Raw genomic sequence first — 12,200 nt, forward strand, 5'->3', positions numbered from 1 at the left:
TCGTGCTCGAAAGCTGTCAGCTGGTGACCTTGATGTCTGAGATCTTCCCCCGGAAGTTCCCCTCACCGCTCGGTGGGAGCTTGGTCAGCCAGACGAGCAGGTACCGGGCTTGTACGGGCTTGGCGGGCTTGAGCGACACCTGAGTCCCTGAGCCCTGGGCGACTGAGTCGAAACCGGTGGGCTTGGCCGGGATCGTCGAGTCGCTGGTCGTCCGCAGCTCTACCGAGGTGTCACCGCCGAGGAAGGTCACGTCCACCTTGCCGACACGCTGTGTGCTGCCGAGGTCGACGACGACGCCGACGCCCGTCTTCAGCCTGCCGAAGTCAGCGGTCGCGTACCAGTCCGTGTACCAGTAGGAACTCGGATCACTGTCGTAGACGTTGCCTATGCTCTGAGGCTTCTCACTGCCGTCGGGGCCGAGCGGGTCGTAGTCCTTGGCGTGGACGATCGGAACAGGCTTGCTCTTCTCGACCGGCGGGGCATCGTTGTTCTCCGGATTGGACTGCGTGGTGCCGGGATCACCGCCCGAGTTGTCGTCCCGGTCGATGAGCGTCTCGGCGAGCTGCCAGCTGCCCAGGCCCAGGGCGGCGATCAGCAGCGCGGATACCACCCACTTCAGAGCCTTTCCGGTGCGGCTCTGCAAGGGCGCGGGGGGCACCGGCACGACGGGCTGGCTGACGACGGAACCGGCCGCCGCCGGCCTTCCGTACGTGCCCTGCTGGTAAGTGGTCCGCTGGTACTCGGGCGGGGCGGTGAAGACGGGCTCGGGCGGGGGGATGCGGGGCATCGCCGTCACGGCCTTGGCGAGCTCGTCGGGCGTGGTGCACGGCTGCTCCTGGCGCGACGCCGTAGCGCCGTCGTTGGCGAGAGCCCGCATGGCGATCTCGGAGAGTCCCCGGTGGACGCCGGCCCGCACCTGGTCGGGCGGGAGCAGCCCCATCCCCTTGGGCAGACCGGTGAGCCCGTACGCATCGCTCTCGTAAGGCCAGCGCTGGGTCAGCGCGGCGTACAGCAGGGCCCCGATCGCCTCCGTGTCGGCGCGCTGAGGGCCGTCGGACGTGATGCCCCGCAGGGCGGCGTTCACCGCGAGGCCGCGGATGCGGTACTGGCCGGACGAGCTGCGCAGCACGGCCCCGGGCGTGAGCCTCAGGTGGGCCAGACCCTCCCGGTGCGCGGCCGCCATGGCCTGGGAGACCTGACTCACGAGCTGGTACGCGTCGTGGGCGTCCATCGGGCCCGCGCTCAGGAGGGCCGTGAGCTCGGTGGCGTCGGGAAGCCACTCGTGGACGACGTAGACGAGCTCGTCCTCCTCCACGGCGTCGAGGACCTGCACGAAGCGCGGGTCGCCCAGCAGCGCGGAGGACCGGGCGGCGGCCAGAACAGAGCGCGCCCGAGGGTGGTCCGCGGGCAGGAGGTGGACCCCCACCGCGCGACGCAGCTTCTCGTCGACGGCACGCCAGCTGCTGAACCCGTCCAGACGGGTGACGCATTCCTCCAGCCGGTACCGGCCGGCCAGCTTGTGCCCGCTGTGCAGATCCGGGGTGGCCGGGAAGGTCTTCGATGCGGCCTTGTCGTCGGGCTCCTCCTGGGAGCCCGGCTCCGCCGCGTCCTGGGCTTCTGCCGTACCGTCGGTCGTGGCCTCGTCCGCCTTGGCGGTCAGCGGCTTGTCCCCGCTGTTGTCGGCCACGTCGACGGCAGCCGTGCTACGTTCCGCCACCGTCGTTCCTGCCTCCCCATCCGTTGCGCGATGCCAGCCAGCTCTGCTCTGCACAGTCACGCCAATTGTGCCCACACTCCGGCGCTATGCACGACACGCGGAGACCGGCGATGGTTGTGCGGGCCGGCCGGCCTCAGCGGCCGAGCCGCCCCCTGACCATGCCGACCATGCCGTTGATCTCTTCGATCCGCATTTTCCTCGCCGCGACGAAGAACACTCCCAGGAGCAGGGCACCGCCGCAGACCAGGGCGACGAGCGAGCCGAAGGCGCCTTCCCCGAGCACCCGCAGAAGGCCGAAGCCCGCGGCTCCGCCGACCACGGTGGCGGGCAGTGCGGCGAGGCACAGCCTGGCGTAGGTGCGGACCACGTGCGCGCCGTCCAGGTCCCCGCCGAGCCGGTTGCGCAGCCGGCGCCAGGCGATCCCGACGCCCACCGCGTAGGCCAGGCCGTACGAGGCCGCCATGCCGACCACAGCCCACTGGGCGGGCAGCACGACGTAGCAGAGGGCGGACGCCGCCGCGTTCACCAGGGCGACGATGACGGTGTTGTAGAAGGGCGTCCGGGTGTCCTCGTACGCGTAGAACCCACGCAGCACCACGTACTGCACGGAGTAGGGGATCAGGCCGAGGCCGAAGGCCATCAGGATGAAGCCCATGGAGCGGGCGGCCTCGGGGCCGCTGGACGAGTAGAGCAGGGTGCACATCGGCACGCCCAGGGCGAGGAACGCGAAGGCGACCGGGACGATGGCCACGGCGGAGTTGCGGAGCCCCTGCGAGATGTCGTCGCGGACGGCGCCGGGGTCGTTGTCGTGGGCGGCCCGGGAGATCCGGGGCAGCAGGGCGGCCATGACCGAGACGGTGATGATCGCCTGCGGCATGCCCCAGATCAGCTGGGCGTTGGAGTAGGCGAGGAAGCCCGCGCCATCCGTTCCTGATGCTTTGCCGGCGGAGGTCGCGAGCTGGGTGACGACCAGCACACCGGCCTGGTTGGCGAAGACGAACAGCACCGTCCACTTCGCGAGCTTTATCGTCTTGCCGAGCCCGTGGCCCCTCCAGTCGAACCGCGGACGGAAGCGGAAGCCGGCTTCGCGCAGATACGGGATCATCGCCAGCGCCTGCACGACCAGACCGAGCAGGGTGCCGATGCCGAGGAGCCGCACGCCCTCCGGCGGAATCGTGTCCACGCCCATGTGGGACTCGTGGGACGTGCCGTAGACCCAGATGAACATCCCGAAGGTGAAGATCATGACGATGTTGTTCAGGACCGGGGTCCACATCATCGCGCCGAACTTCCCGCGAGCGTTGAGGATCTGCCCCATCACCACGTGTACGCCCATGAAGAAGATGGTCGGCAGGCAGTAGCGGGCGAAGGTGACGGCGACACTGTTGGCCGCCGGGTCGTCCGCGATCGTCGAGGACATCAGCCGGATCAGCCAGGGGGCCGCGAAGACCACCACGGCGACGATGAGGCCGAGGGCGACCATCACCAGGGTCAGGAGCCGGTTGGCGTATGCCTCGCCGCCGTCCTCGTCGTCCTTCATCGAGCGGACGAGCTGGGGGACGAAGACCGAGTTGAGGCCGCCGCCCACGGTGAGGATGTAGATCATCGTGGGCAGCGTGTACGCGATGGTGAAGCTGTCGCCGAGCAGGGCCGCACCGAGCGCCGCGGTGATCACGAGGCTGCGCACGAAGCCGGTGAGGCGCGAGACGAGCGTGCCCGCCGCCATGACCGCGCTGGACTTCAGCAGGCTGGAGGCGCGGCCGCCCGACTTGGCCGGCGCCGGCGCCGGAGCGGGCTCGGGCTGGGTCGGGGCCGGAGCGGCACCCGGGTTCGCGGGGCCCTCCTGGTCGCGGAAGAGATGGGCGAACGCGTCGGGCTCGTCACGGTTCGCGGAAGCCTGTGTGACGAGGTCGTCCACGCCCACGAACTGGGTCGTCGCGGCGTTGTCGCCGTACGGCAGGTGGCGCGAGGGTCCGGCGGGCTCGGGGGGCGGCGTCTGGGCCCAGATACGGGGGTCGGGGGCGTACTGGGACGACGGCGGCTGCTGATAGAGCGGCTGCGGCTGCTGGTAGGTGCCGGGAGGCGGCGGCGGATGCGCGGCGCGGTCGTACAGCGCCTCGTCCACCGGGTCCTGGGCGGAGAGGTCCTGGGCCCGGTACGGGTCGTAGTCGTACGCGGACTGCAGATACGGGTCCGGCGCCGGCTCCTGCTGCGGGTCAGGGGGCACCGGAGGGCCGCCGGAGTACCCGGCCCCGCCCGCACCCTGACCGCGGTCACCGTCGTACGGCGCGTTCATCGAAACCCCACCTCATCGTCCCCGGCCGACCGGCCACGACAGACATCGCTCAACGGTCCACTTTCTCACCCGTGCCCGACGGCTCCGCGCTTTCGGGACCGGTGTCCGGCGTCGGGTCACTCGGCTGCTCGGGTTCACTGCCGTCGTCGCCCGCCGCGCCGCCCGCATTGGCGCGCTTGCGATGTGCATACATCCTGATGCCGGCCAGCACCAGCAGCAGGAGCCCGCCGGCGATGACCAGAAGCACCGTCGGGGTGATTTCGGAGACCTTCACGGTGAAGGCCATTTCCTCGCCGTACGGAGTCCCGTCTTCCGTGTAGAGCTGCGCGGTCATCTGGACCTGGCCGTTGATGTTGGCCGCCGCGTCGAACTTCACGGACTGGCTGTGCCCGGCGCCGATCTGGATGGGCTGCTCCGCGGTGCTGCCGCCGTCGTTCAGTTTGAGCCGGGTCGCGTTGTCCGACTTCAGCCGCAGTACCAGGTGATCGACGTCCTGCAGCAGCCGGTTCTGCACGGTCACGGGGATCGTGGCGCTGCGGCCGGACAGGGTGATGTCCGACTTCGGGACGAGCTGGACCTCGCCGACGAGCCCTTGCAGATAGGTGCGGACCGAGTCCCGGTACTGCTGGGCCTTCAGCGGCTTCCCCCGCCACGAGGTCGACATGGACCGGTTGACGGCGTTGCCGAAGGGGGTCACCACACGCTCGGGGTGGGTGAGGATGACCTGGAAGTTGTTGAGCGAGGACTGGATGGACTTGATGTCCTGGAACGCCTGCGTGGGCAGCTCCTGGCGGCGCAGCGCCTTCGGGTAACGGGATGCCGGGGGCACCTCGGTGGTGGCCGCGGAGTCCGGCTTGGTCGCCGCCGCCTGAGCCAGCCCCTCGGACTTCGTCCAGCGGTCGTCGTCCAGGGCGTGGAGGGCGCGGGCCATCGACTGTGCCTGGGCGACCGTCGGGGTGCGCTGGGGCGCCACGACGACGGAACGGTCCTTGTCCGTGTCCTGCTCGGCCAGGCCGAGGGTGAGGGCGAGGAACTTCTGGACGGCGAGCGTGGAGCTCCCGGCGTTGCCCATGTCGCCCTGGAAGGCGGTGGAGAGTCTCGCGTCGGCGACGACCGCTGTGGTGCCGCCGCCGATCGGGCGGGCGGCGGAAGGCGTGTAGACCAGGTTCCCGGTCTCTTCGAGGCTGTCGCCGCGGGCGATGACGTGGTGCGCGCCGGCCGAGGTGGCGACGTCCACGATCGAGGGGTCCACCGCACCGTCGACCGGCCACGCGAAGTCGGTGGACGGCTTCAGGTGGAGGATCGTCTCCACCGTCATCCCGGCGACCTCACTGGCGGTCTGCAGGTGGCTGAGTGTGCCCGAGACGTTCTTGCCGCGGTGGGCGATCGAGGCCAGGTCGGGGTCGCCGAACGGCAGGGCCACGACCTTGCCCTCGGACACGGCCGCCTCCAGCGAGGTCAGCCACTTCTTGGCCACGTCCTGGTTCGTCCCGGCGACCGTGGTGTCGCCGGACTTGACCCGGTAGGGCTTGGTCATCGCGTCGACGCTGGCCAGCAGGTCCGGATCGATGACCCAGGTCACGGGCAGCCGGCTGCCCAGGGAGACCATCTGTTCGAGTCGGCCGCCCGGTGCGATCTCCGCGGCGAGGTCGTCATCGGCGAACACCGGGGTCTGCTGCTCGTCCGAGCCGGTCTCTGCCGTGAGGTGCGCGGACGCGATCAGGGGCCAGAGGTAGCTCATGCCGATCTTGGAGTCGCGGTCGCCGTCCTGCCAGGGCAGGAACGTCCGCTTGATGCCGAGCACCTGGTCGTAGACGGTGTGCGAGGTGCGCCCCGACAGCGAGACGCCCAGCTGGTAGACCCCGTCGTCCCCGAGATCCAGCTTGCTGACGGGGACGGACAGCGAGAAGTCCTGGCTGATTCCCGAGCGCAGCTTGTCGATCTCGACCGTGTACTTGCCCCCGATGGGATAGGGGTCGGTGCCGGGCAAATATCCCGTGCGCCGAGCGGCCGTGTCGATGGCGGTCCTGCTGAAGAGGCGGGGACCGACGCGCAGGTCGACCTGCGCGTCAGTGACCGTTTCCTTGCCCTTGTTGGTCAGCGTCCCTGAGATCCGCAGCGTGTCCCCCTTCTCCGGGGCGCTGGGGGTGATCTCGTCCAGGGACACCGACACCGTGCTGGATCCCGTCGGCGCCTTGGCCGGAGCGTCGGCCCGGGCCTGCGGGGCGGAGGCGCCTGCCAGCAGGGCGGCGACGAGCGGCGCCCCGGCGAGCACGGCGGCTGTGCGCCGCAGCCACCGGCGGGCAGGAGAGGGATTCATCCCCTGGATGTCTGCCGCCTCGGCCACGCGTACCCGTCCCTCGTCATCGTCAACTGCTGTCGATCGTCGTCCGTTGCTGCGTCCCCGCATGGTAACGAGGTGCGTCAGGGCTAAGTGCCGGGGAGTGTGCTGCATGATCGGGAGAGTCTCGCAGGGCCGGGGAAATGGGTGACGTCCGGACCGGTCCGTGCACGTACCCTTTTCTGTTGTGCCGAATGCCAACGAAGACAACCCCAGCGCCCTGACCCAGGTGCAGCACCGCGCAGTCAGCGAACTGCTGCGGGTCGCCCCGGTCGCCGACGATCTCGCCCGCCGCTTCCAGGATGCCGGATTCAGTCTCGCACTGGTCGGCGGCTCGGTCCGTGACGCACTTCTCGGCAGGCTCGGGAACGACCTGGACTTCACGACCGACGCCCGCCCCGAGGACGTGCTGAAGATCGTCAGGCCGTGGGCGGACTCCGTGTGGGAGGTCGGGATCGCTTTCGGCACGGTGGGGGCGCAGAAGAACGGCTACCAGATCGAGGTCACGACGTACCGGTCGGAGGCGTACGACAGGACCTCGCGCAAGCCGGAGGTGTCCTACGGGGACTCCATCGAGGACGACCTCGTGCGGCGCGACTTCACGGTCAACGCCATGGCCGTCGCGTTGCCGGAGAAGGTCTTCATCGACCCTCATGACGGCCGGAGGGACCTGGCCGAGCGGGTCCTGCGTACGCCCGGGACTCCTGAGGCGTCGTTCTCCGACGATCCGCTGCGCATGCTGCGGGCGGCACGGTTCGCCGCACAGCTCGACTTCGAGGTGGCCCCCGAGGTTGTCACCGCCATGGCGGAGATGGCGGGCCGGATCGAGATCGTCTCCGCCGAGCGCGTGCGCGAGGAGCTGAACAAGCTCCTGCTCTCCGCGTATCCCCGGAAGGGCCTGTCCCTCCTCGTGGAGACGGGGCTGGCTCAACAGGTCCTGCCGGAGTTGCCGGCACTCCGACTGGAGAGCGACGAGCACCACCGGCACAAGGACGTCTACGAGCACTCCCTGACCGTCCTGGACCAGGCGATCGCCCTGGAGGAGGAGGGGCCGGACCTCGTTCTGCGTCTTGCTGCTCTCCTCCATGACATCGGCAAGCCGAGGACCCGGCGCTTCGAGAAGGACGGGCGGGTCTCCTTCCACCACCACGAGGTGGTGGGAGCCAAGATGACCAAGAAGCGCATGACGGCGCTCAAGTACTCCAACGAGATGGTCAAGGACGTCTCGAAGCTGGTGGAGCTGCACCTGCGCTTCCACGGCTACGGCGACGGCGAGTGGACCGACTCCGCGGTGCGCCGCTATGTGCGGGACGCCGGTCCACTCCTGGAGCGGCTGCACAAGCTGACCCGGTCGGACTGCACCACGCGCAACAAGCGCAAGGCCGCCGCTCTCTCGCGTACCTACGACGGGCTTGAGGAGCGCATCGCTCAGCTGAAGAGCCAGGAGGAGCTGGACGCGATCCGGCCGGACCTGGACGGCAACGAGATCATGCAGATCCTGGGTATGGGCCCGGGCCCGGTCATCGGCAAGGCGTACGCGTTCCTGCTGGAACTGCGCCTGGAGAACGGCCCGCTGGAGCATGACGCGGCGGTCACGGAGCTGAAGAAGTGGTGGGAGGGGCAGAGCTGACACTCTGGCTCCGTTCCATGCGGCGGCGCTCATGTTTCACGTGAAACATGAGCGCCGCCGCATACGCCGAGGGCGTTGTTTCACGTGAAACAACGCCCTCGATCGATGTTCTGGGTGCCGCAGAGGTTCAGTTCGCCGTCTTGAGCGGCGTCAGGCAGAGCACCACGCTGTTCCGGCTCTTACGGCGACCCGAGCTCTCGGTGTAGGCCGAGTACTTCTCCGGGTCGCAGAGATCCGTGTCGGTGGTGTTGTCGTGCACCTCGGCGACCTTGTACTCGGCGGCGGACGAGCTGCAGTCGACGGAGTTCATGTCCGGGTTGTAGTTGGTGCCCTTGTTCTCGAAGCAGTCTCCGACCGCAGCGGCCTTGGCGTCGGACTCGAACATGTCGCCCAGGCCGAACTTCAGCCCGGCGAGCACGACGAGGCCCACGACGATGATGATGATGTTGCGGGTGGCGAGGAATGCCTTCTTGCCGCCCGAGGGCTGCGGAGGCCCCTGGGGAGGAGTGCCCCAGCCCTGGGGCTGCTGGGGCTGCTGCGGAGCTCCCCAGCCCTGCTGGGGCTGTTGCGGCTGCTGCGGGCCGCCCCACCCCTGCTGGGGCTGTTGCGGCGGGTAGCCGTATCCGCCCTGCTGCGGCGGGTAGGGCTGAGGCTGCTGGCCGTAGGGACCGCTGCCCTGCTGCGGCGGGTAAGTCATCGGAGTTCCCCCGTGAATCGTGCGTCTTATTTGACGCGGGCACGCTATAGGACATCACTGCCTCGACTCCAATGCGCGAGGCACAGGGCAGAACTTGCGTAGAGCACCGCCACGCCGATCACCAGTGCCTCGGACTGCCCGTCAGGCGGCAGCATCAGCGCGGCGACCACCGCTGCGGCGACAAAAGCCACGTTGAACAGCACGTCGTAGAACGAGAAGGCCCTGCCCCGGTAGGCGTCGTCCACGGAGATCTGCACGACGGTGTCCGTGGCGATCTTCGCCCCTTGAGTGACGAGCCCGAGGACGAACGCGGCGACGAGCATCGGCGCCGGAGCGAACCACAGCCCCAGGGCCGGTTCGAGGATCGCGGCGGTGCCCGCACACACCACCATCCAGCGGAGGCGCCCGAGCCGCCCCGCTGCCCAGGGAGTCAGTACCGCGGCCGCGAAGAACCCGGCGCCTGAGATGACCACCGCGAGGCCGAGGAGGGCCAGACCGCCGTCCTCGCTGTCCGTCCAGGCGTACCGGCAGAGCATGAGGACCATGACGGTCAGAGCCCCGTAACAGAACCGGATCACCGTCATCGCGGCCAGCGCCCGGGACGCGACCTGGTGTGTCAGCAAGTGCCGCAGTCCGTCCAGGAGTCCACCGCCCGCGGCGGCCAACGCTGCCCGCATCGACATGCGGCCGGTGTCGCGGTCCGGCCCGAGGAGCCCTGCCGCCAGGCTCAGCGCCGCCAGCGCCGAGGCGAGGTAGAGCGCCGCTCCGAGCAGCACCACGGCGGAGTCCGAAGCCGCCAGCAGCCGCACCAGGAAGGCGAGTCCGCCGCCCGCAGTGGCGGCGAGAGTCCCGGCGGTCGGCGACAGCGAGTTGGCGAGCACGAGGTGCTTCCGCTCGACCACGCGCGGCAGAACGGCGGAGAGACCGGCGAGGACGAAGCGGTTGACCGCGGTGACGCACAGCGCGGAGGCGTAGAAGAGCCATGCCGGAGCCGCGCCTAGGATCAGGAGGGCGGTGCAGCAGGCGAGTCCGGAGCGCAGCAGGTTGCCGTAGACGAAGACCTGACGCCGGGGCCAGCGGTCCAGCAGCACACCCGCGAAGGGCCCGACGAGTGAATAGGGGAGCAGGAGCACGGCCATGGCGGAGGCGATCGCCCCTGCGGACGTCTGCTTCTCCGGTGCGAAGACCACATGCGTGGCCAGGGCCACCTGATAGACGCCGTCGGCCGACTGGGACAGGACCCGCACGGCCAGCAGGCGCCGGAAGTCCGGGAGGCGGAGAAGTATGCGCAGGTCGCGCGCGACGGGCATGGGAGCAAGGGTCACACACGACGAGGGCCCCCGGGCGGATTGCCCGGGGGCCCTCAACGGCGCTGCAGCCGAGAAGCGTTGCCGATCCTCACCTGCGTGGCTGACTCACGGGAGTCAGTTGGAGACCTCACCGCGGATGAACTTCTCGACGTTCTCGCGGGCCTCGTCGTCGAAGTATTGGACCGGCGGGGACTTCATGAAGTACGAGGAGGCCGAGAGGATCGGGCCGCCGATGCCGCGGTCCTTGGCGATCTTCGCGGCACGGACGGCGTCGATGATGACACCGGCGGAGTTCGGGGAGTCCCAGACCTCGAGCTTGTACTCCAGGTTCAGCGGGACGTCGCCGAAGGCGCGGCCCTCAAGGCGCACGTACGCCCACTTGCGGTCGTCCAGCCAGGCCACGTAGTCCGACGGGCCGATGTGGACGTTGTCCGCGCCGAGCTCGCGGTCACGGATCTGCGAGGTGACGGCCTGCGTCTTGGAGATCTTCTTGGACTCCAGGCGCTCACGCTCGAGCATGTTCTTGAAGTCCATGTTGCCGCCGACGTTCAGCTGCATCGTGCGGTCCAGGATGACGCCCCGGTCCTCGAAGAGCTTCGCCATCACGCGGTGCGTGATGGTGGCGCCGACCTGAGACTTGATGTCGTCGCCGACGATGGGGACACCGGCCTCGGTGAACTTGTCCGCCCACTCCTTGGTGCCGGCGATGAAGACCGGAAGAGCGTTGACGAACGCGACCTTGGCGTCGATGGCGCACTGGGCGTAGAACTTCGCGGCCACCTCGGAACCCACCGGGAGGTAGCAGACGAGGACGTCGACCTTGCGGTCCTTGAGGATCTGGACGACGTCGACCGGGGCCTCGGCCGACTCCTCGATGGTCTGGCGGTAGTACTTGCCGAGGCCGTCGTGGGTGTGGCCGCGCTGGACGGTGACACCGGCGTGCGGCACGTCGCAGAGCTTGATGGTGTTGTTCTCGCTCGCACCGATGGCGTCCGAGAGGTCGAGGCCGACCTTCTTCGCGTCGACGTCGAAGGCGGCGACGAACTCGACGTCCCGCACGTGGTAGTCGCCGAACTGGACGTGCATCAGGCCGGGCACCTTGCCGGCCGGATCGGCGTCCTTGTAGTACTCGACGCCCTGGACCAGCGAGGCGGCGCAGTTGCCCACGCCGACGATGGCTACGCGAACCGAACCCATTCCGGTTGCTCCCTGTGTGTAATGGATGTTTCTGATGAGCCCGCCGCGGATCTGCGGTGAACTCACTTGGCGGTGTCGCCGGACGGATCCGGCGGGTTGTCTCCCCGCCGGGGCAGGCCGTCAGGCTCTCCTGCGGTCTTCTGCTGAGCTGAGCCCTCGGGCGAGGATCGTCGCTGATCCCGCCCCGACCGCTCGCTCTCGATGAGCTCGTTCAGCCAGCGCACTTCGCGCTCCACGGACTCCATGCCGTGTCGCTGCAGCTCAAGTGTGTAGTCGTCGAGGCGCTCGCGGGTGCGGGCCAGAGAGGCGCTCATCTTCTCCAGGCGCTCCTCCAGCCGGCTGCGACGGCCTTCGAGCACCCGCATGCGCACGTCGTGCTCCGTCTGCCCGAAGAAGGCGAAGCGAGCCGCGAAGTGCTCGTCCTCCCAGGCGTCGGGGCCGGTGTGCGAGAGCAGTTCCTCGAAGTGCTCCTTACCTTCGGCCGTCAATCGGTAGACGATCTTGGCGCGACGCCCTGCCAGGGACGAGGCGGGAGCGACGGGCCGGCCGGAGCCGGGTGCCGCCTCCGCCGGGGCGGTCCCCGGTTCCTCGATCAACCAGCCGCTGGCGACCAGCGTCTTGAGGCAGGGGTAGAGCGTTCCGTAACTGAAGGCACGGAAGATGCCCAACGAGGTGTTGAGGCGTTTGCGCAGCTCATAGCCGTGCATCGGGGATTCGCGGAGCAATCCGAGGACGGCGAACTCGAGGATGCCGGAACGTCTGCTCAACCTCGCCTCTCCTTTTCCGAGTGCTCTCACGGTCCCTTGTACCGGGTCGATGTACCGAGCTGATGTATCGACTCGATACATCAGCACGATAGATCGGACCGGCGATGCCGACAAGGGGAGCCTCAGTGAGCGGCGTCACATCGACAATTCGTAGGAACCGACTTGCGTTATTTGGGGTGAAGTTCGGTCCCAGGGGGGTTTTGACCGTGCGTAGTCTGTGCGGCATGCAGACCACCCGGAACCGC

At 68.8% G+C, this 12,200-nt stretch carries 8 protein-coding genes; 1 reads left to right on the forward strand and 7 read right to left on the reverse strand.

Annotated features, from left to right (window positions below):
- Positions 1 to 16: 16 nt before the first annotated feature.
- The 3 genes from ACFZAT_RS25185 to ACFZAT_RS25195 all read right to left on the reverse strand — a co-directional run bounded on the left by ACFZAT_RS25185 (position 17) and on the right by ACFZAT_RS25195 (position 6,360).
- Positions 17 to 1,717: a protein kinase family protein gene (locus tag ACFZAT_RS25185; protein ID WP_391267403.1), complete on the reverse strand. Its 1,701-nt coding sequence runs from the start codon at positions 1,715 to 1,717 to the stop codon at positions 17 to 19.
- A 133-nt stretch (positions 1,718 to 1,850) separates the two neighbouring features.
- Entirely contained in the window at positions 1,851 to 4,013 is a 2,163-nt protein-coding gene (gene murJ, locus ACFZAT_RS25190) for a murein biosynthesis integral membrane protein MurJ (protein ID WP_391267405.1), read from the reverse strand.
- Positions 4,014 to 4,062: 49 nt separating this feature from the next.
- Positions 4,063 to 6,360, reverse strand: a complete 2,298-nt coding sequence (locus ACFZAT_RS25195) for a DUF6049 family protein (RefSeq protein WP_391267406.1) — start codon at positions 6,358 to 6,360, stop codon at positions 4,063 to 4,065.
- Positions 6,361 to 6,541: 181 nt separating this feature from the next.
- Here ACFZAT_RS25195 and ACFZAT_RS25200 point away from each other — a divergent pair, with 181 nt between their 5' ends.
- Positions 6,542 to 7,984, forward strand: a complete 1,443-nt coding sequence (locus ACFZAT_RS25200) for a CCA tRNA nucleotidyltransferase (protein ID WP_391267408.1) — start codon at positions 6,542 to 6,544, stop codon at positions 7,982 to 7,984.
- A 127-nt stretch (positions 7,985 to 8,111) separates the two neighbouring features.
- Here the strand turns inward: ACFZAT_RS25200 and ACFZAT_RS25205 are convergent, their stop codons facing one another.
- The 4 genes from ACFZAT_RS25205 to ACFZAT_RS25220 form a co-directional block, all read right to left on the reverse strand.
- Positions 8,112 to 8,681 carry a hypothetical protein gene (locus ACFZAT_RS25205; RefSeq protein ID WP_391267409.1) on the reverse strand — a complete coding sequence of 190 codons (570 nt, stop codon included), beginning with the start codon at positions 8,679 to 8,681 and terminating at the stop codon, positions 8,112 to 8,114.
- Between the two features lie 44 nt (positions 8,682 to 8,725).
- Positions 8,726 to 9,991, reverse strand: coding sequence for an MFS transporter (locus ACFZAT_RS25210; protein ID WP_391267410.1), 1,266 nt, complete (start codon positions 9,989 to 9,991; stop codon positions 8,726 to 8,728).
- Positions 9,992 to 10,105: 114 nt separating this feature from the next.
- A complete protein-coding gene (locus tag ACFZAT_RS25215) occupies positions 10,106 to 11,188 on the reverse strand; it encodes an inositol-3-phosphate synthase (RefSeq protein ID WP_164399286.1) in 1,083 nt (360 codons plus the stop codon).
- A gap of 62 nt (positions 11,189 to 11,250) precedes the next feature.
- The gene (locus ACFZAT_RS25220; RefSeq protein ID WP_391267411.1) at positions 11,251 to 11,955 is read right to left on the reverse strand and encodes a helix-turn-helix transcriptional regulator; all 705 of its coding nucleotides are present in this window, start codon (positions 11,953 to 11,955) and stop codon (positions 11,251 to 11,253) included.
- Positions 11,956 to 12,200 lie beyond the last annotated feature (245 nt).

Origin of the sequence: Streptomyces sp. NPDC008163 (genome assembly GCF_042956885.1) — a bacterium.
Taxonomy (GTDB): Bacteria; Actinomycetota; Actinomycetes; order Streptomycetales; family Streptomycetaceae; genus Streptomyces; species Streptomyces drozdowiczii_A.